Origin of the sequence: Paenibacillus chondroitinus NBRC 15376, from assembly GCF_004000765.1 — a bacterium.
Classification (GTDB): Bacteria; Bacillota; Bacilli; order Paenibacillales; family NBRC-103111; genus Paenibacillus_E; species Paenibacillus_E chondroitinus.
Window position 1 is genome coordinate 20,700 of the sequence record NZ_BILW01000008.1, and the last position, 25,248, is coordinate 45,947.

18 protein-coding genes are annotated in these 25,248 nt (G+C 47.6%); 8 read left to right on the top strand and 10 right to left on the bottom strand.

The features are described from left to right. Window positions 1-159 precede the first annotated feature (159 nt). Window positions 160-2,703 (bottom strand): DUF3656 domain-containing U32 family peptidase, encoded by a 2,544-nt coding sequence (locus tag PCH02S_RS12050; protein ID WP_127453256.1) that lies wholly within the window; start codon window positions 2,701-2,703, stop codon window positions 160-162. Window positions 2,704-2,950: 247 nt separating this feature from the next. Between PCH02S_RS12050 and PCH02S_RS12055 the strand changes: the two genes are divergently transcribed. The 6 genes from PCH02S_RS12055 (at window position 2,951) to PCH02S_RS12080 (ending at window position 11,040) form a co-directional block, all read left to right on the top strand. Next, on the top strand, window positions 2,951-6,181 hold the full coding sequence (locus tag PCH02S_RS12055) for an FG-GAP repeat domain-containing protein (protein ID WP_246069048.1): 3,231 nt from the start codon (window positions 2,951-2,953) through the stop codon (window positions 6,179-6,181). Window positions 6,182-6,258: 77 nt separating this feature from the next. Next, window positions 6,259-6,516: an acyl carrier protein gene (locus PCH02S_RS12060; protein WP_127453260.1), complete on the top strand. Its 258-nt coding sequence runs from the start codon at window positions 6,259-6,261 to the stop codon at window positions 6,514-6,516. A 7-nt stretch (window positions 6,517-6,523) separates the two neighbouring features. Continuing rightward, the gene (locus PCH02S_RS12065; protein ID WP_246069049.1) at window positions 6,524-7,723 is read left to right on the top strand and encodes a class-II aminoacyl-tRNA synthetase family protein; all 1,200 of its coding nucleotides are present in this window, start codon (window positions 6,524-6,526) and stop codon (window positions 7,721-7,723) included. 137 nt (window positions 7,724-7,860) lie between these two features. Next, window positions 7,861-8,751: a hypothetical protein gene (locus PCH02S_RS12070; protein ID WP_127453261.1), complete on the top strand. Its 891-nt coding sequence runs from the start codon at window positions 7,861-7,863 to the stop codon at window positions 8,749-8,751. Between the two features lie 117 nt (window positions 8,752-8,868). After that, window positions 8,869-10,023 (top strand): MBOAT family O-acyltransferase, encoded by a 1,155-nt coding sequence (locus PCH02S_RS12075; protein ID WP_127453263.1) that lies wholly within the window; start codon window positions 8,869-8,871, stop codon window positions 10,021-10,023. A gap of 48 nt (window positions 10,024-10,071) precedes the next feature. After that, window positions 10,072-11,040: a sugar phosphate isomerase/epimerase family protein gene (locus PCH02S_RS12080; RefSeq protein ID WP_127453265.1), complete on the top strand. Its 969-nt coding sequence runs from the start codon at window positions 10,072-10,074 to the stop codon at window positions 11,038-11,040. Between the two features lie 112 nt (window positions 11,041-11,152). Here the strand turns inward: PCH02S_RS12080 and PCH02S_RS12085 are convergent, their stop codons facing one another. The 4 genes from PCH02S_RS12085 to uvrB form a co-directional block, all read right to left on the bottom strand. Beyond that, window positions 11,153-11,356, bottom strand: coding sequence for a DUF2759 family protein (locus PCH02S_RS12085; RefSeq protein WP_127453267.1), 204 nt, complete (start codon window positions 11,354-11,356; stop codon window positions 11,153-11,155). A 310-nt stretch (window positions 11,357-11,666) separates the two neighbouring features. Next, window positions 11,667-11,828 carry a hypothetical protein gene (locus tag PCH02S_RS35730; RefSeq protein WP_164819538.1) on the bottom strand — a complete coding sequence of 54 codons (162 nt, stop codon included), beginning with the start codon at window positions 11,826-11,828 and terminating at the stop codon, window positions 11,667-11,669. A 341-nt stretch (window positions 11,829-12,169) separates the two neighbouring features. Further along, the gene (gene uvrA / locus PCH02S_RS12090; protein ID WP_127453269.1) at window positions 12,170-15,052 is read right to left on the bottom strand and encodes an excinuclease ABC subunit UvrA; all 2,883 of its coding nucleotides are present in this window, start codon (window positions 15,050-15,052) and stop codon (window positions 12,170-12,172) included. Window positions 15,053-15,089: 37 nt separating this feature from the next. Next, window positions 15,090-17,087: an excinuclease ABC subunit UvrB gene (uvrB, locus tag PCH02S_RS12095; protein WP_127453271.1), complete on the bottom strand. Its 1,998-nt coding sequence runs from the start codon at window positions 17,085-17,087 to the stop codon at window positions 15,090-15,092. A gap of 293 nt (window positions 17,088-17,380) precedes the next feature. Between uvrB and PCH02S_RS12100 the strand changes: the two genes are divergently transcribed. After that, on the top strand, window positions 17,381-18,181 hold the full coding sequence (locus PCH02S_RS12100) for a flagellar motor protein (RefSeq protein WP_127453273.1): 801 nt from the start codon (window positions 17,381-17,383) through the stop codon (window positions 18,179-18,181). Further along, window positions 18,165-18,986: an OmpA/MotB family protein gene (locus tag PCH02S_RS12105; protein WP_127453275.1), complete on the top strand. Its 822-nt coding sequence runs from the start codon at window positions 18,165-18,167 to the stop codon at window positions 18,984-18,986. The genes PCH02S_RS12100 and PCH02S_RS12105 overlap by 17 nt, the downstream gene beginning before the upstream one ends. Window positions 18,987-19,033: 47 nt before the next feature. On the opposite strand, the gene PCH02S_RS12110 is transcribed toward PCH02S_RS12105, so the two are convergent. The 5 genes from PCH02S_RS12110 to ftsE all read right to left on the bottom strand — a co-directional run bounded on the left by PCH02S_RS12110 (window position 19,034) and on the right by ftsE (window position 25,064). Further along, complete coding sequence (locus PCH02S_RS12110; protein ID WP_127453277.1) at window positions 19,034-20,317, bottom strand: PDZ domain-containing protein; 1,284 nt, start codon at window positions 20,315-20,317, stop codon at window positions 19,034-19,036. Between the two features lie 125 nt (window positions 20,318-20,442). Further along, entirely contained in the window at window positions 20,443-21,906 is a 1,464-nt protein-coding gene (locus PCH02S_RS12115) for a S41 family peptidase (protein ID WP_127453279.1), read from the bottom strand. A 91-nt stretch (window positions 21,907-21,997) separates the two neighbouring features. Then, complete coding sequence (locus tag PCH02S_RS12120; protein WP_127453281.1) at window positions 21,998-23,188, bottom strand: murein hydrolase activator EnvC family protein; 1,191 nt, start codon at window positions 23,186-23,188, stop codon at window positions 21,998-22,000. A gap of 282 nt (window positions 23,189-23,470) precedes the next feature. Continuing rightward, complete coding sequence (gene ftsX / locus PCH02S_RS12125; protein ID WP_127453282.1) at window positions 23,471-24,388, bottom strand: permease-like cell division protein FtsX; 918 nt, start codon at window positions 24,386-24,388, stop codon at window positions 23,471-23,473. Beyond that, window positions 24,378-25,064 (bottom strand): cell division ATP-binding protein FtsE, encoded by a 687-nt coding sequence (ftsE, locus tag PCH02S_RS12130; RefSeq protein WP_127453284.1) that lies wholly within the window; start codon window positions 25,062-25,064, stop codon window positions 24,378-24,380. The genes ftsX and ftsE overlap by 11 nt, the downstream gene beginning before the upstream one ends. Between the last annotated feature and the right edge of the window lie 184 nt (window positions 25,065-25,248).

The window sequence follows — 25,248 nt, forward strand, 5'->3', positions numbered from 1 at the left end:
CCTTAGAAATAAGGGACCCCAGTTCCCCTTCGGCACATATAGGGGCCGATTTCGCAGAAATTGCGCCCTGTAGTTCCCCTAACACAACGTGGGAGGCAGGCGGGGGTAAATAAAAAATAGACCATAAACGGCAAGCGTTTATGATCTATTATTCAACATTTATTTCACCAATTGACCGCGAGTTACACCCAGCTGATTGGTCGCTTTCAGTGAACGCCACACTTGCGTCCCGCTGATTTCACCGTTAATCGCACGGCGGTACAAGCTTAGAATCTCATGCACTTTATCCGGCGTCTCTTCAAGGAACTCGACGCGGAAAGAGCGAATGCCCAAATCCATGAAATGGTTCAGATACTCAGCGCCAGATTGATCCACTGCATTATAAACTGTGTTGCGGCAGCCTTCATCGACACGAACGGGATGCGACATCCCGACCCGGTCCTGCAAGGACACATGGTGATCTTCACATGGACGACCACAGTTCGTGAAGTCTGTGCCTTCGCTCAAGAACGTACAGTATACGCAGTGCTCCGTATGGAACATCGGCATGTGCTGATGGATGACAACTTCCAGCTTGGAAGTTTCAGCCCGGCGCAGCAAATCAACCATTTGTTGAATGTTCAAATCGTAAGAAGGCGTAACCTTCGACAAACCGGCTTCCAAGAACAAGGAAGCTGTTTTGTGGTTAGCCACGTTCAAGGAAAAATCTCCGATAAGCTGTGGCTTAGGCCCATTCGGGTGCTCCAGCTGATGCTTCAAGAAGAAGTAAGCGGCTCCTGTATTTCGAATCAGCACGGCGTCAGGATTTAGCTTCAAGATATTGTTGAAATAGCCCGTTTCCCCAGGCATATGAATCCTCGGCGTAGCCAATGCAATTTTGCGCCCGGCCGCATGTACAGCTTCAACAGCCGCAGGGAACTGCTTAATAAACTCAAAATCAGCGTAAATCATTTGAACGTCGTCTTTTTCGAGCACGGCCTTCACTTGATCCAGGTTACGGCAAAGTGCTGTAAGGTGCACTCCGCTGCGATCCGCCAACGACAACGCAGGCGCCTGCCCAGCGGCTTGTCGCTCTGCAGCCGGCTCAGGCACGTCGTCATAAACGCCGATCTCACGCTTCATGTACGCGCGCGGCTTCTGACGCTCGTCTTCCATGAGCTCTACCGCGCTGCGGCGCATAGCATTAAGCTCGCGCATCGGCACGATGAGCTCGCCGTTCAACTGAACGTCCAGATCGCTAAGCGCATAGATCGTACCGCCAAGACGGCCAAACTGATCAGCGAACAGTTGCTCATCCATCGGTCTTTTCTCTGCGCGAACAAGCGGAAGTTCGGACTGTACGAAGACGGTATGGCCGCCTTGTACATCGGTCCACCAGCTTTTGAGCGGCTCGCCTTCAGCGCCGGTAATCTTGATGCTAACCGGGAACGTCCGGTAAGGCTTATCGGTCTCGAACGTCTGACGCAGACGTTTGTCCAAATGCGGATCGTTCGTCTTCCAGATCCGATCCCCCACATGCAAGCGGCTAAGATCCACATCATTGCGTCCCGCAATGATTTCGATCATGCCGCCCTCGGCTTCGCCTTCGATTTTCTCGCCTTTGCGGCGCAAATCGTAGATACGGCCGCCTTCTTCCTTCTTCGTCGGATCTCCGGCGTCGAATACAATCCCGTCTCCGCGCTTGATCGGCGCTTCAAGCTCACAAACCACACCGTCGCGCAAAATCTGCTTCACGCGGCCAACGAACACCCCGCGGCTCTTCGGAAACGTACCGTCGACGAGCTGTTTATTGTTGGTTCCGTTCAAGAAACCAACCGTGAAGCCACGCGAGAAGCTTTGTTGCAGCTCGCGAACTTCCTCTTTCGAAGGACGAGCATCTTTGCCTTCAAAATAACGATCAATCGCGCTGCGGTACTTGCTCACGACGTTAGCCACGTATTCAGGGGTTTTCAAACGCCCTTCAATTTTGAAGGAGCACACGCCCGCTTCGATCAACTCAGGCACAATTTCAATGGCCGCCAAATCTTTGGGTGACAGCAAATACGCTACGTCGCCCATTGGCTTTTGAACACCATCAATCATCAAATCATAAGGCAAGCGGCAGGCTTGCGCGCACTCTCCACGGTTCGCCGAACGGCCGCCCCACATTTCAGAGGTCAGACACTGGCCCGAGTAGGACACGCATAGCGCGCCATGCACGAACACTTCCATCGGAAGTTTCGCTTGGTCCCCGATTTGTTTAATTTGTTTCAAATTATTTTCGCGTCCCAAAACGACCCGTTCAATATCGAAAGGTTTCGTAAATTCAACAGCTTCAGGCGATGTAATCGTCATCTGCGTGGAACCGTGAATCGGGAAATCCGGGGAAATTTCACGAATCATTTTCACAAGACCAAGATCTTGTACAATAACCGCATCAACACCCGCATCCACACAAGCCTCGATCAGTTGTTTCGCTTCGCTTAACTCTTCCTCAAATACTAGAATGTTAAAAGTCAGAAAACCCTTAACGCCGTATAGATGAAGGAAAGACATAATATCCGGCAGCTCGGCCATCGTGAAATTGTGCGCGCGCGCTCTAGCATTAAATTTCTCCACACCAAAAAACACGGCATCCGCCCCATTGGCAACAGCCGCTCTTAAACAATCCCAGCCCCCCGCAGGAGCCAATAATTCTATATCTTCTCTGCGTATCGTACGCATGGCAGCAAATCCTTTCAATAGTAGATCCTCAAGCGACCCTCTAAGTCTTCTCTTTAGTGTAACAGAAACGATAGGTAGGAATCTAGGGCACAACCATTTCCAAACCCGGTCAATATCCGACAGCCTCCGCAAATTCCCAAACCTTACCTGCATGCCGGATAACCCTTTAAAAGTTAACAAACTTACCCATGAATGCTATAATGTCAAGGATAGTGACCATTTTAGTAATCGAGGGATCCTTTTGGTTTTGTCGAAAATACGCATTTTAAAAATTGTTATCGGACTAGCCCTCGGTTTCCTATTGGTAGTGGGCCTACTTCTATTTTTGCCAAAAATAGAGGAAACCAAGCTTCTCTACGCAACTAGTGGAGATTCGTATGATACGGCGGCGTATGGCAACTTTTCGCAGAGCTTGCAGGCCGGCATTTCTGTAGATAAGCAGAAGCTAGCAGCCCTATCTGCCAGAAAGCTGAAAACATACGACGCTATCTATCTGGACCCGGCCCTAGCCGAAGATCCCGCATGGACGGAGCAGACAGCAAAGCTCGTAAGTTATGTGAAGCAAGGCGGACATTTGCTAGTCGAAAATGGATTTGCCCCCCGCTTGCCACTGGATTTCATTGGCGCTTCAGAGCTTGTTAATTTGCAGAAAGTTTCGCTTACTGGTTTAGGAACGCCGCAATTGGCTGCAAATACGCCAAGCCTTAGTTATCCTAAGGTTTCTATGAATCTACAAGGCGTGCAGACAACCTTTCAATTGTTTACCGAAAGCTACCTCAAGCATCATACGATGGAGGATCTTCCGGGTTTTCATATGGGGTTTGGCTTCGTTCCGTCTTCAGGACAGACCCTTGTCGCGATGAATGTGTCCGGCAAACCCGTTTCGCTCGCCATGCAGAATCGTGTAGGGAAAGGCACTGTGCTGATCTCCAGCAATTTCTTGCCTAACCGCTACTTTCCAACCGGTTACGACATGCAAAGCGGAGCTGACCTGAACCTGGGCTTCGCTCAACTGGCAGCCAAATATCAAGCCACAGGCAAATCAACGCCGGGGACGACTTACTTCAATAAAAGAGCTTTACCGATTGATCCCTATTTCAATTTTGATTTCGCAGCGGCCAACATGCAGTATCGCAGTGAGCTGCTGTCGTATGTAGCCAAGGAGACGTTAGGTTACAGTGTTCGCAAAGTGCTCGGCCCTTACGGCAGACCTGCCATGGCTTTTCAGAATCACTTTGAGGCGATGCCGGCCATTCAACACAAAGATGGCATCGCTTGGGCCGAGGAGCTCAAAAAGTATAACGAGATTCCCTCGTTCACCCTCGTGCGCAATGCCTTCTATTGGGGGCAGTGGCGCGAGAGCTTAACGGTGCAGCTCAATACCGGGACGAACGCGCAACCGGCGTTCATCGGGGAGCTGCCAGGCTCGGGCTACGCAAGCGGCCTGCACGTGATGTCAGCCGGCAAGCCGCTGCGGCAGGCGCTGTTCCCGCAATATCGCGATCTGGCGAGCGCGATCGAACTGCCCTACCGCGCGTACCCGGCCGCCGCGGATCTGAACGGCGACGGCCGCACCGACGTGCTGGCCGGCAGCGCAGATGGATTCGTGTACGTCTACACGAATCAAGGGCCTGATCCGGCGGCGTACACGAGTGAGCCGCCGCCTGCTGGAATGGCGCTGCCGGACACGTTCGGCGCGCCGGCGAAGCTGATGCTGGAGTCCGGCGTGCCGCTCCAGCTCAGCCCTTACAGTGCCGTTCACGCCGCAGACGTGAACGGGGACGGCCGCCCGGACCTCGTCGTCTCCGACGAGTCCGGGGCCGTGTACGAGCTGCCGCAGCTCGCTGGCGGCAGGTTCGCGAAGCCCGCGGCCGTGCGCGCGGGCGGGAAACCGCTGCAGCTGCCCGGAGGGGCTGCAGCGCCGTATGTCGCCGATATCGACGGCGACGGCAAGCTTGACCTCGTCCTGGGCGGAGCCGATGGACGAGTATGGCTCTACAAGGGCCGCAGCGCAGCGGCCCTCGCTTTAGAAGCAGGCAGCGAGATCTTCACGCTGCCTAACAACGCCGCGTACGCTGCGCCGGCCGCACGCGACATGAACGGCGATGGCCGACTCGATCTTGTGGTCGGCAGCAGCGACGGGGACCTGCAAGTATTCCTCCAAAGCGCCGCTGGCGCTTGGACGAATACGGGTCCCCTGGAAGGCACAACCTTAAACCAGGTCGGCAATCGGGCATTGGTTGCCGGACATAACTCGGTTCCGCTATGGCTGGATCTCAATCACGACGGCAAAGACGATCTTATCGTCGGAGGCATCGAATTCGGATCCCCAGTGGCAATTGACGATCCGCAGTTCCCGTATCAAGCCGAACTGAAGGAATTCATCCAATATGCGCGAGATAACCATCTAGACCTAGATCCGCATACCTTTGTTCACAATTTCAAAAGCGCTGAACAGGAACAAGCTGAGCTTGCCCTTCATAAGCAGGCTTTCGCCAAGTTAGGCATTCCTTGGCTGCATCCCGGCACGAATCAGCACACATGGCGCATAAATAACAAAGATCATCAGCAAACGCTGCGAAGTGAGGAACAGGACGGAATGTGGTATAATTTCGGCTTCCTGCCTTCTGAATCGCCCGTTATTTCCCGGCCTGAGTCGATATGGTCGCTGCCATTCCTGCTGCAAGACAAACAAGGCAGCACGGACCGTACCATGCTGATACATACACCGACACCGGTACTGCGCACAGGCGACTATGCCACGACGGATGTGTTCGAATCCATGGTCAAGCTGGACATGCCGATTGATTATTTCGAGCACATCGAGTACCATTTTCCCGAACCAGCCAAAATCGCCGATTTGACGCAGTTCGCTGACTATTTTGACAAGCTTCGCACGAAGCATGATTATAATTTCATGACCGAGAAACAAATGGCCAAATCCTTCTTAACCGCTATAAAAAGCGAGGTTCGGATTAGCCAGTCATGGACCTTCTATTTATGGGACAAGCTCAAGGATCGTTTAGCGGGTGGCAACCCGCACTTCCATGCGACTCTCACACCGAATGCGAAGGCAGTGCCTAGCTTGGCTGAAGAGTATGCGGGAACGCTAGGAGTAGTCATAGAAAAAGGCGAGAAACTAGCCTTGTACTCCCTGCAAAGTGATTCAGATACCTATACGACGATTGACAACCGTTTCTATGTAGGATTGGCTGGACCATCCGCCATCAGCATTGCGCCGGCCAAAGAACGGCTGCATATTGTGCGTGCTAACGTACCTTTTTCCCTGACAGCGCAAGGAAATACCCGCAATTTAGAACTTAAGGCTGCTGGCTTGCAGCAGGTGAAATTATTCAGTCCTGCAGAGCTTGAATTCACAGGCGATGCCAAAATCGAGTATGACGCAGCGAACCATCTCTACACCATTACCCGGTATGGTGATGTAACTACCATATCGTTCACAAGCCAAACAAAGTGACAATGCACTTGCGCTGAATTACTCTCTACTTTTTAAAAAACAACCTTAAATTTCAATTAACCAGGAGGCTTTCCATCATGTCTAATGAAGACTTACTTACGCAGCTTGAGCAGCATATTCGCGAGCGTTATGAAATTGCAGAGGACGATGACGATTTTGGCGTTGATGTTCATTTGTTCGATTATGGGTTTATCGATTCCATCGGTGCTACGGCACTGATCGCCCACATCGAGAAGACGTATGGCATCCAAGTGACGAATCAAGATCTCATGTTGTACTCCATGAACACGGTAAGCGAAATTGCCGATTTTATTTCCAAGAAGACTGCGAGGTAACCCACTCATGTTGACATGTAAAATTTCTTTAGAAGGCTTAGCCGAAAGCCAGCACGGGCAAGTCAAGTATGCTTCGGCCTTTGCGGATGAGCATATTCAGGATATCGCGCTTGTTGATGGCCACATCATCATCACGCACAACTCGCCGAATGGCAACGAGGGAATTACGGAGCGAGTCGGTCGCCTAATCGAACGATTCTCCCATGGCGATTTCGGATTCAAAGAAAATATTTTATTCGAAAATAAAGTAAACACTCCTTATGAAGGCGATATTATCGCTGAATTAGTAGAGCGCAAAGCCATTAAAATTCTGGAACCCGGACTATTTATTTTCCGTGAGCCTTTCTCCAGCTTGATGCGCTTCCTGGATTACTCGTTCGTTACGAAAATCGCTAAGCGCTTTGAAGGCATGCAGGAAGAGCAGTATCCTGCGGTTATTCATAGCCACACTTTGAACAAAACAAACCATTTCACGTCATTCCCGGAGCACATTCACTTCGTTACGCATTTGCGTGAGGATTTGGACGTTATTGAATCTTTCTCGCAATCCATTCGCGATGCCGGCGGTTGGAAGCAGGATGAGCCGTTAGAGCTTGATCCTAATATGGTGAAGCCTAATTTCATGATGAATCCTTCTACTTGCTACCATTGCTACGAGGGGTTAGAGAATGAGACGCTTGAGGGTGAAGGTATCGTGGTAACGGCAATTGCCAAGTGCCACCGCTTCGAGTCCAAAAACCACAGCGATTTCGGCCGTTTGCTCGACTTCTCCATGCGCGAAATTATATTTGTCGGCAAACCGGACTTCGTCAAAGAAAATCGCTTGAAATCGATTGAATATCTCAAAGAATTAGCGGTGGAATGGAATGTAGATTCCATGTTGGAAATCGCGAATGATCCTTTCTTCACGAATGATTTCCAAGTGAAGGCTTCCTTCCAACGAAATCAAGAAATGAAATACGAGCTGCGTTTGACAATTCCGCATGTGAAGAAGTCGATTGCCTGCTCTTCTGTCAATTTCCACAGTAACACCTTCGGGAATGCTTTTAACATTAAAATGGGCAAACGCAACGCGGTTACAGGCTGCGTAGGCTTCGGTATTGAGCGCTGGGCGTTCGCGTTCTTGGCGCAATACGGATTAGACGAGCAGCAGTGGCCGGCTACTTTCCGCGAGCAGTACCACGCTTGGCAGGAAAAGGCTCTGTAAGGAACCGTTAGTCCCTTTTCATCACTTAGTCGTCCTATTCTTCTATTCAAACTTTTTATTTGGGCCCACACGCCGACCTTTGATTGTTGGAAGTCAGCTGTGGGCCCCATCCTAATCCAAGATAATGAGTGATTCCGTTGAAAGCAGCCACATTTCTTAAAAAGAATAGTTTCGTACTCGGCCTGCTGCTAGCGATCGTCGTTTCGGATCTTCTCATCTCCTGGTGGAACCCGATGGTTAGCTCGCGCCGTTTCTACAAAAACGACTTTACCAAAACACTCTACCACCATAGCTGGTCCCAATCGGGACCGGTTTTCTTCGGTAATTCGGCTGTAACAGGGGCTTACATCGAAGAGAAGTCCGATGCCCATTTGGTAGAGATGGGGCTTTCCTATGGGAAGATCACCGATCTTAAAGGGATCCTCCAGAATCACTTGTACCAGGTTCGTGATGAACTGGTAATCGGCATTGATGTTCATACGATGCTCGATCCCCTCGAAACCGATCCGACCTACCAATGGTTCAAACCATGGTATCAGCCCTATGTGTACACGTACCGTGATTATTTCCGCGATTCCGGAGAAGAATTCGTCCGTAATTTAAGAAAAGGAAGCTTAGCCTATGAGCCGCGCTGGATAGATAAAGAGCTGTATCCTGGCCGCAAGGACAATGCTTTCCTTCAGTCGAAATGGACCGACTATGACAAACGGTTTGGCACTATGACCTTAAAAGATTTCCAAGACAATCTTGACGCCCTGCAGTGGGTCATCCGTTATGCTAAGGAACAGCAGCTTCCATTGCGAGTGATCTGGATGCCCTGGAACAAAGGATATGCCGATCCTCCCTACGTGGCTTCTTTGAAAGAAGCGGTAAACGGCCAATTGAAGACCGCCGGTGTACCCGTGTTGGATTTGATGCATACATACGATCCCAAGTATTTTCATGATCTTGTACACTTAAACCGCGAAGAAGGCGCTCCGCTATTTACGAAGGAGGTGGACACATGGTTAAAGTCCTTAGGAAAATAGCCGAAGTCCTCATCTATCTCGTGATGCTGTATCTGGTTTTCATTTATTTTACCGGTAAGGGCCTATTTATCTACGAGAAATTCTAATCGGGCTTTCCAAGCGAGGAGTTCTAAAGCTATGTTTTATATGCAAATGAACGCGATTATCGCTATGATAGGCATGGTCGCCGTTCTGATGCTCACCCGCAAGTGGGCCGACAACAAACGTATTCTGATGATTATTTTCAGTCTCTGCTTTTTACTGCTCTACAGTCAAAAGCTGCTTATTTTCTACGCTGCTTTTACTGTGATCAACTATGCGGGATTTGTGTATTTATGCCGCACGACCGTTTGGCGTAAAGCCACTTTTATCTTTGCGCTTGCCGCTAATATTATCGGCGTTTTTCTAGGTGTCCGGCTTTTCGTCATGGGCGTTTTCCACAATCCGCTGTTCGACGCCGTCATCTACCTTGGACTCATTTATAATGTCTTGAAAGTGATCGATGCTTATTATTTTGCTTATTTCTTTGGAAAAGACGGCCAAGTGCCTGCCATTGATTATGCGAACTATCTGCTGTTTGTCCCAACGTTTACTTCAGGACCGATCCTGAAATTCCGTGATTTTATGGCCGATAGCAAAAAGCCGTACACGGTAGACGCCGCTCTCTTCGAAGACAGTGTCAAACGCATTATTCTAGGTCTGTTCAAAAAGATCGTTGTCGTCACTTGGATGACCAGCGTCTTCGATCAAGTGTTGAAGCAGGACTTGCACACGCATCAATCATTATTTCTCCTCGTATGGTTCTATGCGCTCATTTATTTCGATTTCTCCGGCTATTCGGATATGGCCATCGGATTTGGGCGGTTGATGGGGTATACGATGCCTGAAAACTTCAAACGGCCGCTGCTCTCGCCTTCCATGACACAGTTCTGGCGCAACTGGCACGCGACGCTGGGCGATTTTTTCCGTGATCATATCTTCATGTTCTTCTCGCGTACTGTGCCTTCCCGCTGGGTTGCCTCCAGCTTGTCCATTTTGATTATGGTCTTAATGGGCCTGTGGCATGGTTTTACTTGGCTTTACTTCTTCTATGGTCTCTATCACGGGATCATTCTGGCGATCGAGAACATTTTCAAAATTACAACGGTAAATAGAAAGAAAGTTTCAAAAACCTATTTTTACTTCCGCTGTTTCGTGACGCAAGTCTTAGTGACGTTCTCCGTTATTATTTATAGCTCGAATTATGAGACGGTGCTGCGGATCTATAAAGGCTTGCTTCATTTTACGGGATGATAGTGTTATAATTTGTGTGGTTGTTTACCATTTATGGAGGTGTACCTAATGAAGTTAGGCGTTTTTATGGTTCTGTTTGGTGGAAAACCTTTAGAGGAAGCTCTTGATTATGTGGCTTCTAAGGGCTTAGAAGCTGTCGAAATTGGGACTGGGGGTTACCCTGGTAATGCGCACTGTAATCCGGTTGAGCTGCTTGCTGATGCTGGGAAGTTAAAAGCTTTTAAACATGCGGTAGAATCCCGCGGTCTGACGATTAGTGCTTTGAGCGTTCACGGAAACCCGCTTCACCCGCAAAAGCAAATTGCGAAAGAATTCCATGATGCTATTATACAAACGATTGATCTTGCTGAGCGCCTTGAAGTCCCTGTAGTTAACACGTTCTCAGGCTGCCCTGGGGACCACGAGGATGCCAAATATCCGAACTGGCCGGTAGCTCCATGGCCGAACGATTTCCAAGAGATTCTTGACTGGCAGTGGGGAAATAAAGTCATTCCTTACTGGACGGAAACAGGTAAATACGCCTCTGACCGCAATGTCAAAATCGGTTTGGAACTGCACGGTGGTTTCTCCGTACATACACCAGCTACCCTTCTCCGTCTGCGTGAAGCAGCAGGTGACGCGATTGGTGCCAACCTAGATCCAAGTCACATGTGGTGGCAAGGAATTGACCCTGTACAAGCCGTACAAATTCTCGGCCGCGCAGGAGCAATTCACCATTTCCATGCGAAAGACACATCCATGGATGTTAACAATGTAAACCGTTATGGCGTTACGGACATGCAGTCCTATGCAAACATGCTTGATCGTGCATGGCAGTTCCGCTCCGTTGGTTACGGTCATGACATGAAAGTATGGGCTGACATCATCAGCGCCCTGCGTCTTGTCGGCTACGACTACGTCGTGAGTATTGAGCACGAAGACGGATTGATGTCCGTTGAAGAAGGCTTCTCCAAAGCTGTTCAAAACCTTCAACAAGTTCTTATCAAAGAACCGCTTGGAGAAATGTGGTGGGTATAAGCGGCTAGCCGCTTACCCCCTTCCTAACCATCAAAAAAGCCCGCAGGCTCCGATGATCTTACGATCTTGGTCCTGTGGGCTTTTATCTTGTAAAGCATGGGTTAGCTCTGAATTACCAGCCTGTGATCATGACATAATCCATGAGGCCGAATACGAGCAAGGAGATTACCGCGAATCCTAGGGCAAAATAGTTTTTTTTGGGGGACATCAATTGTCTGATAACTGCAATGGCAATAATCACTGTGAAAATCAAAACATAAATATCAAAGCTTGTATACGTGCTTGTTGTTGCTGCTGCTTCTTCCGCGAATAACATGGTGAAACCCTCCTTCTAATAACTCGGTGCAAGGCACACGTCCTGCTATTTTAATTCTATGTTAGCTTGATTGGACACTAGATGCAAGTGATTAGGCGCATGTGTAACAAGTTTGTCACCTTTTGGTTAGATTAACCACCTTCTGCGGAAAATATTACACCTTTAAGGTTACAATGCCCTACTTTTTATCCCTTTATTACAGCTCGTGCTCTTGTTCGTGTTCACCCATTATGGATAAAAAATTAAAGAACCCGAACGTCTCTGAAAGACACTCGGGCTTAGCTGACTATTTTATGTATAGAACTACTTCCTATGCCATTAATCCATAGGCTGAGAGCGTTTCTTTATGTTCCTCGATGGGTGTTGTTGGCTGATCCTTAAGCCCTATTTCTTTTTCTTGCCAGTCTAAAAAACGAAATGGATCTATTCCTAATGCAGAAACAATCTCCTGTATGTCTAATGTCGGTTTCATAGCAATCCTCCATGAAGTGATAGATTTGTACAGCTTATATCTCTCGATCCTGAATAGTCAGCTAGGAATATCGTGTTGAAACTACTATCTTAATTATAGGACTATTCACTTATTTTTTGATAGAGGGTTAAATTGTCGAATCCAATTAAGTCTTAACAAAAGCCATGTTAAATAAGTCGGAATTATGAATATTCTGACGAATAAGATCGGATCACCCTCTTTTGTCGAAGATTAGTAGTCTGACGAAGACTCATCATCGCGGGTCTTGTCCCCCTCCATCCTCGCACGCAAAAAAAGACCCCACGGCATTCATCCGTGAGGCCTTGCTGCGATTCGGCCGCTTAACCGACCGATTCTTCCAACACTTCCAACCGCTTCGCATAGTTCTCCGAGCGTTCCCGATCCCTCTCCAGGATCGGTTTCAAGTACTGGCCGGTATAGGACCCGGCCACCTTCACAACATCTTCCGGCGTACCGGAAGCTACGATCTGACCACCTCGGCTGCCGCCCTCGGGGCCTAGATCGATGAGGTGGTCCGCCGTCTTGATTACATCGAGGTTATGCTCGATGACAAGCACGGTTTCACCGCTCTCTACGAGGCGGTGAAGCACCTTCAGCAGACGATCGATATCGTGGATGTGGAGCCCAGTTGTGGGCTCATCCAAGATATAGATCGTCTTGCCTGTACTGCGGCGGTATAGCTCCGCCGCGAGCTTCACGCGCTGGGCTTCGCCCCCGGACAACGTCGTTGCCGGTTGGCCAAGTGTCATGTAGCCCAGCCCCACATCTAGAAGTGTAGTCAGCTTACGATGAATCCGCGGCAAGTTCTTGAAGAACTCGCAGCCGTCCTCGATCGTCATCTCAAGCACTTCCGAAATGCTTTTGCCTTTATATTTCACTTCCATGGTTTCACGGTTGTATCGTTTACCTTTGCACACTTCACAAGGCACGTAAACGTCAGGCAAGAAATGCATCTCGATCTTAATGATGCCATCCCCACGGCATGCCTCACAACGGCCACCCTTCACGTTAAAGCTGAAGCGTCCTTTTTTGTAGCCACGTACCTTTGCTTCATTCGTATTCGCGTACACATCACGGATGTCATCAAACACACCTGTATAGGTCGCTGGATTTGAACGAGGTGTACGACCGATTGGCGATTGGTCAATATCAATAACCTTGTCCACGTGCTCAAGCCCAACAATTTCTTTGTGTTCACCAGGACGAACTTTCGCTCCATTCAAATCGCGTGCCAGCGTTTTGAATAGGATTTCGTTAATCAACGTACTTTTGCCGGAGCCGGATACGCCTGTTACGCAAGTAAACACACCTAATGGTACTTTAGCCGAAACATTGCGCAAATTGTTCTCTTTGGCCCCTTTGACTTCGATCCACTTGCCATTCGGTTTACGGCGCGCCGCCGGAATCGGAATGAACTTCTTGCCGCTAAGGTATTGACCGGTAAGTGAGTTCTCGTCCGCCATAAGCTCTGTTGGCGTACCTTGGGCAATCACTTGCCCCCCGTGAATACCGGCACCAGGTCCGATATCGATAATGTAATCCGCTGCCATCATCGTATCTTCATCATGCTCAACGACGATCAAGGTGTTACCCAGGTTCCGCATATGTTCAAGCGTCTGGATCAGACGCGTATTATCCCGCTGATGCAGCCCAATGCTCGGCTCATCCAAAATATAAAGAACGCCCATTAAGCTGGAGCCAATCTGCGTCGCAAGTCGAATCCGCTGTGCTTCTCCTCCTGACAACGTCCCCGCTGCACGATGCATCGTTAAGTAATCAAGACCGACATTCACCAAGAATCCAAGGCGTGCTCTGATTTCTTTGAGAATTAGGTTCGCGATAGTAAGCTCTTTCTCGTTCAGATCTAACGTTTTGAACCATTCTTCCGCATCTCCAATGGAAAGGGAAGTCGCGTGAGCAATGTTCTTGCCATTGATCGTCACCGCAAGTGTTTCGGGTTTCAGACGCTGCCCTTTACACTTCGGACATGGCTTCGTGCTCATATAAGTCTGGATGTGCTCTCTGATGCCTTCAGAGAAGGTATCTTTAAATCTGCGTTCCAAGTTGCGGATAATTCCTTCAAATGGAACCAGCGCTTCCTTGGTCGCTCCCATATCATTCTCGTAGCGGAAGCGGATCTTCTCCCCGCCTGTCCCATAGAGAATGACCTTCATTTGCTCACTCGACAACTCGGATACAGGGACATTGCGAGGGATCGAATAGTGATCGCAAACTGCCGCAAGAAATTGCGGATAATAGTTGGACGTGCTGCCGGCCCAAGCTTCAAAAGCACCTTCTTCTATCGTCAGTTTCATATCAGGCACTAACAAGTCAGGATCAACAATCATCTGGCTGCCGAGTCCGTCACATTCCGGGCAAGCCCCGAAAGGCGAGTTAAAGGAGAACATCCTTGGCGCCAATTCCTCTACGCTAAAACCGCATTCCGGACATGCCAGATTCTGACTGAACATTAGCTCTTCTTTGTCGATAATGTCAACAATGACTCGTCCATTCGCGAGCTTAAGCGCAGTTTCCAACGAGTCGGCAAGACGTGTTTGCACATCGTCTTTGATCACAATACGGTCAACAACAACATCAATAGTGTGCTTCTTGTTCTTGTCGAGCTCGATCTTCTCGGAGAGGTCCATTGTCTCTCCATTCACGCGTACCCTTACAAAACCTTGTTTCTGTACGTCGGTAAAAAGTTTCGTATGCTCACCCTTGCGTCCTGAAACAAGAGGAGCCAGAATCTGAAGTTTGGTGCGCTCCGGAAACTCCATGACTCGGTCTACCATTTGTTCTACGGTTTGCGATGTAATTTCAATGCCATGCGTTGGACAATGCGGACGTCCGATACGCGCGAATAGTAGCCGCAAGTAGTCATAAATCTCCGTTACGGTCCCTACTGTGGAGCGCGGATTTCGACTTGTTGTCTTCTGATCAATAGAAATAGCCGGTGATAGTCCATCAATCGAATCTACGTCCGGCTTATCCATATTGCCTAGAAATTGTCTGGCATATGCAGATAAGGACTCAACGTATCTGCGCTGACCTTCGGCATAAATCGTATCAAAGGCTAACGACGATTTGCCCGAGCCGCTTAAGCCCGTTAGAACTACAAACTTATCGCGCGGAATCGTGACATCGATATTTTTAAGATTATGAGCTCTGGCTCCTTTAATGACGATTTGATCTCTAGACACGGGTAACCTTCCTCTCCTATGTGAAACTGAAGCCCATTTAGGCTTCAGCTTTCATTTCCATAATAGCGTCACGCAGCTGTGCCGCCCGTTCGAACTGCAAATTCTTCGCAGCTTCTTTCATTTCGCCTTCCAAACGTTCGATCAAAGAAGCGCGGTCTTTCTTCGACATCTTCGCACCTTTCACATCGGTCAAGTAATCCGCCTTCTGTTCAGCTACCTTCGTAGCTTCAATGACATCGCGGATTTTCTTGGCAATCGTTTGTGGTGTGATTCCCATCTTCTCATTATGAGCTTCCTGAATGCTGCGGCGGCGACTCGTCTCACGGATGGCTTTCTCCATAGAGTCCGTAATCTTATCTCCATACATGATAACCCGGCCATTGGCATTACGCGCTGCGCGACCAATGGTTTGAATCATCGAGCGTTCCGACCGCAGGAAACCCTCTTTGTCCGCATCCAGAATGGCGACAAGGGATACCTCCGGCAAATCAAGCCCTTCCCTGAGCAAGTTAATCCCAATTAACACATGGAAGGTACCCAAGCGTAGATCACGTAAAATTTGCATCCGCTCAAACGTCTTGATATCCGAGTGCAAATAGCGAACTTTAATGCCGATTTCTTTGAAATAATCCGTCAAATCCTCTGACATCTTCTTCGTCAACGTCGTAACGAGCACCCGCTCGTCTTTCCGAATCCGATCTTGAATCTCCGCAATCAAATCATCGATTTGACCCTTGGTCGGTCTCACTTCAATAATAGGATCCAATAAGCCCGTAGGACGAATAATCTGCTGTGTCATATGAGGGCAATGCTCTAACTCATAAGGTCCTGGTGTTGCTGATATATATAAAATCTGGTTAACTTTCTCCTCAAACTCCTCAAACCGCAATGGACGGTTATCCAGTGCAGAAGGCAAGCGGAAGCCGTGATCAACCAGCACTTCTTTTCTAGCTCTGTCCCCGTTATACATGGCGCGAATTTGCGGCAACGTCACGTGAGACTCATCGACCATAAATAACATGTCATCAGGGAAATAATCAATCAGCGTATATGGTGTTGCCCCGCGCTCACGGAATGTCAGCGGTCCTGAGTAATTCTCAATTCCGGAGCAGAAGCCCATCTCCTGCATCATTTCCATATCATAGCGCGTTCGTTGTTCCAATCGCTGTGCTTCAAGCAGTTTCCCCTGCTCCTTCAGCTCCGCAAGACGTTCTTCCAACTCTCGCTCAATATTCACAAGCGCGCGCTTCATGGTATCTTCGTGCGTCACAAAGTGAGATGCCGGGAAAATCGCGATATGATCACGCTCACCGACAATCTCGCCTGTCAGTACATTAATCTCCGTGATCCGCTCAATTTCGTCACCGAACAATTCAACCCTAACCGCTTGTTCACCATGTGAGGCCGGGAAAATCTCAACAACATCCCCGCGTACACGAAATGTCCCGCGTACAAAGTTCAAATCATTGCGCTGATATTGAATGTCCACAAGCCTGTGCAAAATCTCATTGCGTGATTTCTCCATCCCTACGCGTAAAGAAAGCAGCAAATTGCCATATTCCATCGGCGAACCCAAGCCGTAAATACACGACACACTCGCAACGATAATCACGTCACGACGCTCAAATAAGGAGCTGGTCGCGGAATGGCGAAGCTTGTCGATCTCTTCATTGATGCTGGAATCTTTCTCGATGTAGGTGTCGGAGGAGGCAATGTAGGCTTCTGGCTGGTAGTAATCATAGTAACTAACGAAATAGGAGACGGCGTTGTGGGGGAAAAACTCTTTAAATTCGCTGCAAAGCTGTGCGGCCAATGTTTTATTATGCGCAATAATCAAGGTAGGGCGGTTCAACTTCGCAATAACTTGTGCAGCAGTGAACGTTTTCCCTGTTCCCGTAGCTCCTAAGAGCGTTTGATGTCTATTGCCGGCTTGAATGCTTCGAACGATTTCTTCAATAGCTTGGGGCTGATCCCCTTGTGGAGCAAAATCAGAAACAAGCTCAAATTTCTTAGAGCTCTTAACAAGTTCACTCATCAATAATCACCTACACTTATTGGTAATAAATCGAACTTTTATCCTATTCATTTTCTTTTTGTAATTTCCGATAAAGAAGTTTATGGAACATGTCGTACATATATGATGGTAACATTTGACACTCATCATAAGAATGTTTGTTCTGGTTTTTCCATTATACTCTTTTTAAATCTTTGATGCAAACGGCAATATCTGTTACGGCCTGAATCCTTCATCACGAGACACCAACACACTTTCATCAGGCCACTTGTAGGGCCCCAATTCTTTTTATGCTAAATAGGAGTGGTAAAGTCATGGATTTGACAACAGTTTTAGGATTAGTCTTAGGTCTTGTAGGTTTGATTGGCGGTTACATGTGGGATGGCGGCCACATTAGTTCATTAATTATCCCAAGCGCGATGTTAATTGTATTCGGCGGAACTTTTGGAGCGGTAGCAGTCAGCTTTCCTCTTTCTATTCTCGCGAAAATCCCTAAGGCTCTGGGCATTGCTTTCAAAGAAGTAAAGAGAGATCCAGCAGCTACAATTGAAGAACTAGTAGACATGGCTTCCATTGCACGAAGAGAAGGTGTACTTGCTCTCGAACAGCGCGCTCAGGAGCATACCAATCCTTTCCTGAAAGACGGTTTGCTTATGGTCGTAGATGGAACAGATCCCGAATTGACCAGACAAATTCTCGAGCTCGAAATGGATGCCATTGAGCACCAGGTTGATAATATGGCCAAAATATTCGAAGCTGGAGGCGGCTATGCGCCAACGATGGGGATTATCGGAACCGTTATGGGACTCATTCACGTTCTAGGCAATCTCGAAGATCCTTCGAGTCTTGGCCCAGCCATCGCTGTTGCCTTCACAGCTACTCTATATGGGGTTATGAGCGCCAACTTAATTTATCTGCCGCTTGCGACCAAAATTAAAGTGCGCGGTAAGGAAATGGTTGCCGAAATGGAACTGATGCTTGAAGGCATTCTTGCTCTGCAAGCCGGCGAAAACCCGCAATTGATTAAGAAAAAACTGACCTCCTTCCTCCACGAGAAATCGTCCAAAAAAGCACCAATGGTAGAGGAGGAAGCCGATTATGGCGAGGAGAAGTAAGAAGCAAGAAGAGCACGTCAATCATGAAAGATGGCTCATTACTTATGCTGACTTAATCACCCTTCTGCTCGTTTTCTTCATCATTATGTATGCAATGAGTAAGGTCGATGTTCAAAAGTATGCCGTTCTGGCGCAAGTATTAAACCTGCAGTTCCAGAAAGCCGACTCTGTTTTGGACAAAGGACACGGCATTAGCGGCCAGATGACTCCGAAGCAAGGCGACTCCGACAGCAAGGACAAAGATTATACCAAGCAAAACTTGAACGATCAGAAGGAAGAAAAAGATAAAGCAAAACCTGACGAGAACGAGAAGGAAAAGCGCGAGAAAGAACTTCAAGATCTTTTAAAACAAGTACAAGCTTACATTAAAGATCAAAATCTGGAGGCGCAAGTATCCGCAAGCGATACAGAGCGCGGTGTAGCGATTACACTGAATGATTTGTTCTTATTTGATTTAGGAAAAGCAGATCTCAAAGGTGGCTCGGCCCCTATTTTGCAAAAGCTCGCTTCGCTCTTCCCGACGCTAAACAGTAAGGTTAGCATTGAAGGCCATACCGATGATTTGCCGCTCGCAACCGGCTCTCCATACAAAGATAACTGGGGACTCTCGTTCGCTCGATCCCTATCGGTGCTGCGCTATTTCAGTGATACGGCCAAGCTGGATGATAACAAATTCATCGCGACAGCCTACGCGGATACAATGCCCAAAGTTCCAAACGACAGCGATGAGAACCGCAGCAAAAACCGCCGCGTTGAAATCATTGTCCTGCGTGATGGACTGGCTCCAACCAGTGTACCGAAATAAGCAAAAGACCCTACCTCCTAATTTTAGTGAGATAGGGTCTTCCTTTTTTACATCGATTTCGTCGAATCATTTTTCAGCAAACCAGTTAATTTCCCTCGCAAATAAGAAAATAGATGCACAGGTCTATGCTCTGTGAAATACAAAGCCTCTTGGTCCGGAGCTAAAATAATGCCTAGTTGGTGATGATCGCCGTTAAAGATTGCCCGCTGCAGAAAGCGAACCTCGCCTTCCTCATTCAAGATTTCCAGTTTACAGAAAGCCGAGTTCAGCCCCATAGCTAAATGCAAATCAGACTTTGTCTTAATTTTGTAGCCATTTACTTTATGAATGATTTCACCCGTTTGGATCCCTATTTCCTGCGCAGGGCTGTTGGGAACAACGGAGAGCACCATAAGTCCTCGTGTTGAATGGACATAGAAAGGAATTTGCTTCTCTTCCGTCCATTGGTTATAGCGAATCAATCCCTCATGCAGCACTATGCTTAACAAAGCCCCTAATAGTACAATCGCCGACCAAAAATGCGCAGCAACCGCGGCAACCAGCAAAATTATGCCGTATAAGTAGAGCAGATTCGCACTTGAGCGTGCTTGCTTACGAGGCAGCTTCGAGATCGTTAATTCCGTGAATCCGATCATCGCCGGGAATGCAAGCAAGGTCCATCCTGAGGCGAGGTTCGCACCGAACAAAGTTGTCCAAGGTAAGCTTATGTCGCTACCACCCGTCAAAGGCACCAGCAAAAATAACGGCACAGGCCAGAAGCCTTGCAGCTGCTGCCCTCCGATGATTTGACCGCGTTTACCCTCGAGAAATAACGGCGTCGCCATACGCGCTCCTTGGAAATGAGCAAGCATCCCCTCGAGCAGATGAAGAACAGCTACAATGGCCAGCAAAGAAGGAATATCCGCATGCCTGACGATATCCAACATCGGCAATGTCTCTTTCAGACTAGCCATATCCGGAATCCATGACAAGATCACTTGGGCAGCTCCCAGGATGCCAACGGCGTAGGCCAAACAAAGGAATCTCACTCTGAGCAGGACTAGGATAACCGTGATAACCCATAATAAAATAACCACATCAAATTGAATGTTTACGCCTACGAACAGCAAAAGTACAGAGGCACACAGCCCCCCAATCCATCCCCAAAAGACCGTTCGCCACGTCTCATTGAGCAGAGAATGCAGGCGTGTATGAAATAACTTACGTTCCATTTGAATTTGCTTTCGATAATGCAGCACGATAAATAAAACACCTATATAGTAGAAAGGATTCGCAAACAGCTGCCCTACCGCGTGAAGCAGCCTCTCCAAGAGTTGAATCAGAACATCCATAACTATTCCGGTCTCCTCGATATAAAGAAATAGGAAGGCTGCCGAAGCACCCTTCCTACTCTATTTCGACTGCGAGGGCTCATTTTCCTGCCTTGCGCTGCGAATTTCCAATATCTCACTAACAATTATTTCCCGAGTTGCTTTTGAATTTGCGCAATTGCGGCCTTCAACTGCAAATCGTTCTTAGGCTCGCGAATTTGCTCCAATAGCAGCTTCTCGATTTTGTTCGCGGTTTCCGTATCGACTTCACCCGTCATCGGCAAGCTGTTCGTCCGTTGGAAAGCTTTCACGGCTGTCGTTGTTTTCTCATTGAAGTAACCGTCGGAACGTTCCGGGTTAAAACCAAGACCTGCGAGCATCAGCTGCAAATTTTTCACATCATCGCTCGTCATATCTTGTTTAAGCGCAGTTTTCTTGGAAAGCGGCGCCGCTTTGAAATAAGCCGGTTGTTCTACGGCGATATCCGGTTGAATACCTGTTTTGTGAATCCAATTGCCATTCGGCGTCAACCATTTGTAGACGGTCATCTTAATGTTGCTGCCATCGCCCATTTCCTTCTCAAAAGTGACTTGAACCGTCCCTTTACCGTAAGAAGTTTCACCGACAATTTTACTTCCGACCGCTTCTTGGAAAGCACCTGCCAAAATCTCCGAAGCACTGGCGCTGCCCTTATTGATCAATACCGTAACCGGATAATTCTTGCCTGTCCCTGTCGATGGCGTCGGCTCCCGCTTGCCATCCCGATTTTCCACTTGAACAATCGGTTTGCCGCTTTTCACAAAAGGATTCACGATGTCGACAACGACGTTCAAAAGACCGCCCGGGTCATTACGAACATCGATAACGAGTCCCTTCATCCCTTTGGCTTCAAGGTTTTTCAGCTCTTCAGCAAAGCGTACAGCCGTATTAGAAGAGAATTGGCGAATCTCAATTTTCCCTATTTGATCCTGCATCATTTCTCCGTAGACGGTTTCCACATCAATATTATCGCGGACGACGATTACTTGAACCGGATCACCCGCTCCTTGACGAAGAAGATCAAGCTTCGCTTGTGTTCCTTTCGGACCACGAATCTTCATGACCGCTTGGTTAAGCGTCAAACCATCCAGCTTTTCTCCGTTCACCGAGAGGATGACATCTTTGGCTTGAATACCTGCTTTCTCCGCTGGAGAGCCCTTAATTGGGGAAACAATGACGAACTTGCCTTCCTCAATTGACACCTCAGCCCCTATCCCTTGAAAAGAGGACGTAATACTTTCATCGAACTGCTTCGCTTCCTTCTGATCCATATAGACCGTGAACGGATCTTCCAGAGATTCTAACATGCCGTTGATCGCACCGTTAACGAGCTTATCATGATCCGGCTGTTTCAAATATTTGCTTTCAATCAGTTGAAAGGTTGTAGAAATTTTACTCAAATCCTTGCTCGACAGTCCTGCCGAAGATCCTGTTGAGTCGGCTGCACTACCCGCTGGCTGCTCACTCCGCCCCCATGTGAAGGATGGATCGACTACCGTCAATGTCACAATACTACTTGCAAACATAGCTAACAATACAAAAACAATGACCGTGCGCCCTTTGAATTGCAAAGCGTGATTCACCACCTTTTTCCTAAAACCCATTCGGGTTCGCTTGTTTGTAGTATATGACAAGCTCTTCCCGTTTTATAACCAAGTTGTCCTATCGCAAGAACGGTTTAGGATCGGTCGGAGTTTCGTTCAGCCTAACCTCGAAATGCAGATGGTTTCCTGTCGATTGCCCTGTTGAGCCAACTCCGGCAATCTTCTGCCCTCGTTTGACTGTATCGCCGACTTTGACATAGATACCATCGTTCATAATATGGCCATACAGTGTCCATAATCCATTGCCGTGATCGACGATAACGCAGTTCCCGTAACCGTTCATCCACGAAGCATAAATGACGGAGCCGTTCTCCGCTGCAAGAATGCTTGTCCCTTTTGGAGCGCCTAGATCGATGCCCTTATGATTCTCTGCCTTACCTGTAACGGGATTAATCCGGTTAACAAAATCCGACGTAAGCGGCGCTTGCGCTGCCAGAGGGTAACCTAACTTGCCTCCGGCATAAGTGAAAGGAGACTTCGCTTTGGTCGCAGCACGTTTCTTCGCTTGAAGATCCGCCTCTTGCTTCGCCAATTGCGTAATTAACTTATCGCTCTCTTCCGAAATATCTTCAAGCGTCTTCTCCTGCTTCGTAAGCGAAGCAATTTTGACTTCTTTCGCTTTCTCCTTAGCCTGCAGATCATCTCTTAATGCATCCGCATCTGCGTAGAGCTTTTTGACCTTTTCGAGCTGCTGCTCGGTCTCTTCCTTCTTCTTAGCAACAATCTCTTTATCTTTCTTATTTGCTTCTAGTACGACTTTATCTTGATTTACAATAGATTTCAAAGCCTCAATCCGGTTCAAGAAATCAGAAAAGCTAGTAGCGCTCAGAACCACGTCCATATAGGAAACAAAACCGTTCATATACATCAAACGCACGCGGGATTTCAGCATTTGGTCGCGACTTTCTACCCGTGCTATCGCCTCATCCAGCTGTTTCCCGTTTTCCTCCAACGTATCGGTAACTTGATCGATTTGCTCGTTCAACAGCGTAAGCTTTTTACTGGCTTCATTGACTTGTTGGACAAGCGTATTCATATCCTTGGTGGCTTGGTCTTTCTCAGAATGCACTTTATCTATCTGATTCTCGGCGTCTTTCGCCTTCTGCTGCGCTTCTGCCTTCTGTTTCTTAAGTTGAGTCAACTGCTGATCGATCTTATCCGTTGTGGATGCGGCATAACCTGCATATGGCACCGCTAGCGAAGCGGCAATCCCAAATGACATCACCAAGGGTAGAATCTTCTTCTTCAAGCACGTAGCCTCCTCATCATCAAAAACATGATGCTTTTTTTGGACTTCATCTCAAATCTCTTATTCTCTTATCTCTTAATCTTTGAATCTATGAAAACATAAATAAAAGCTTTAAAAACCGGCTTTCAGAACCGAGAAGGTTGGACGAAAATGGGTGTAGGAGGAAACGGAGTGTAGCGAGCTACATGAGTACCGGACTACCCCATTTTCGTTCAAGATTCGATGCCGAGTAAGCTACAGAGAATAACTTCGTTATCAAAGTCGGCTTTTAAAGCCACCTTATTAGACGCGGAGGAATTTGCGGACGGAGATTAGGGACCCCCAGACGCCAATGACAATGCCAATACCTAGCAACAAAGCAATCATCGTAGGAGCAATTTTTCCGAAAGGCGTCAGCTCAATCATTAATAAATTTAAGTTCAAAGAACTTAAGTTCAGCAACTTCCAATATCCGCCGAGAATGACCACAGCAGGAATGAGAGAACCCACAAATCCAAGTAAAGCTCCTTCTATAAAAAACGGCCAACGAATAAATGAATTCGTCGCTCCAACCATTTTCATAATTGAAATTTCTTTGCGACGGGCTAAAATCGTAATTTTAATCGTGTTGGCAATCAAGAACACCGCCGTAAAGGAGAGCAAAATCACAATTCCAAAGCCGACCCAACGAACAATTTGCGTTACTTTGAATAAAGCTTCAACAGTCCCTTTGCCATAATTCACTTTATAAATAGGCTTCGGATCCTTATCTGCGTTAAGTGCGCTGATCTGATCCGCTACCACGGCTACATTACGGGGATCATCCACTTCAACCGTGAATGCATCATTCAGCGGATTGTTTTCTCCTTCAAAACCATCCAGCAAAGCCTTGCCGCTTTCCCCTAACTTTTGACGCAAATAGACAAGTCCTTCTTCTTTCGAAACGAACTTGATCGTTTTAACTCCTTGTAAACCTTGAATTTGGGTCTGAAGCTCTGTGATTTGATTCTGAGGGGTGTTAACCTCCAGGTACACATTAATCTCAACTTGATCTTCAATTTGACTGGCAATGTCATTGACATTCAATGTTATCAGTACGAATATTCCTAAAATGAACAACGAGATTGCGATTGAACTGATCGACGCAAACGTCATCCATCCGTTCCTGACAACATTCCGCGTACCTTCCCGCAAGTGCCGGGAGAATGTACTAATCTTCATAGCCGTATTCCCCCCGTAACTGGTCACGAGCAATAAGGCCATTCTCGATTGCAATGACTCTTTTACGCATCGTATTTACGATTTCCTTGTTATGCGTAGCCATGACGATTGTCGTACCACGGAAGTTAATTTCCTCCATAAGCTTCATAATCCCCCACGATGTCTCAGGGTCGAGATTTCCTGTCGGTTCATCGGCAATAATGACGGAAGGATTGTTGATTATTGCCCGGGCAATGGCGACACGCTGCTGCTCACCGCCGGATAGTTGTGAGGGAAGCGAATTGGCTTTATCCTTCAACCTCACCAGTTCAAGCACTTCCATCGTACGTTTCTTGATTTGTTTCTTCGGTGCTTCAATCACTTCCATAGCAAAAGCTACATTGTCGAAAATAGACAACTTCGGCAGCAATCGATAATCTTGGAAAATAACTCCGATATTTCGACGCAAAAAAGGTATTTTACGCTGTTTCAGCTTTTCTAAATTGAATCCATTCACGAAAATCTGGCCCTTGGTCGGTCTTTCTTCTCTATACATCAATTTCATAAATGTCGATTTACCAGCCCCGGAAGGTCCGACAACATAGACAAACTCGTTGCGGTCTACTTTTACATTAATCCCTCTCAATGCATGAGTACCGTTGGAGTACGTTTTCCATACGTCCTGCATTTCGATCACAATATCACATCCTAATATAGGGGTCCTTAAGCGAAGCCTAAAGTCTCTCTGCTGTACAGACAGCTTTAAGGAGTTCGACACAAAGTCGGAAATTCCTTCTAAAATCGTTCAAAATTCCTGTTGTTTACTGTCACTATATCATGATTTGTACACATTTAAGGGTCACAAGGTTTTAGTAATAAAT

Coding starts and splice junctions, on each gene's coding strand:
- PCH02S_RS12100 (WP_127453273.1), top strand. CDS start 17,381: ATGGATTTGACAACAGTTTTAGGATTAGTCTTAGGTCTTGTAGGTTTG.
- PCH02S_RS12050 (WP_127453256.1), bottom strand. CDS start 2,703: ATGCGTACGATACGCAGAGAAGATATAGAATTATTGGCTCCTGCGGGG.
- PCH02S_RS12060 (WP_127453260.1), top strand. CDS start 6,259: ATGTCTAATGAAGACTTACTTACGCAGCTTGAGCAGCATATTCGCGAG.
- PCH02S_RS12075 (WP_127453263.1), top strand. CDS start 8,869: ATGTTTTATATGCAAATGAACGCGATTATCGCTATGATAGGCATGGTC.
- PCH02S_RS12105 (WP_127453275.1), top strand. CDS start 18,165: ATGGCGAGGAGAAGTAAGAAGCAAGAAGAGCACGTCAATCATGAAAGA.
- PCH02S_RS35730 (WP_164819538.1), bottom strand. CDS start 11,828: ATGAAACCGACATTAGACATACAGGAGATTGTTTCTGCATTAGGAATA.
- PCH02S_RS12080 (WP_127453265.1), top strand. CDS start 10,072: ATGAAGTTAGGCGTTTTTATGGTTCTGTTTGGTGGAAAACCTTTAGAG.
- ftsX (WP_127453282.1), bottom strand. CDS start 24,388: ATGAAGATTAGTACATTCTCCCGGCACTTGCGGGAAGGTACGCGGAAT.
- PCH02S_RS12110 (WP_127453277.1), bottom strand. CDS start 20,317: ATGGATGTTCTGATTCAACTCTTGGAGAGGCTGCTTCACGCGGTAGGG.
- PCH02S_RS12085 (WP_127453267.1), bottom strand. CDS start 11,356: ATGTTATTCGCGGAAGAAGCAGCAGCAACAACAAGCACGTATACAAGC.
- uvrB (WP_127453271.1), bottom strand. CDS start 17,087: ATGAGTGAACTTGTTAAGAGCTCTAAGAAATTTGAGCTTGTTTCTGAT.
- PCH02S_RS12065 (WP_246069049.1), top strand. CDS start 6,524: ATGTTGACATGTAAAATTTCTTTAGAAGGCTTAGCCGAAAGCCAGCAC.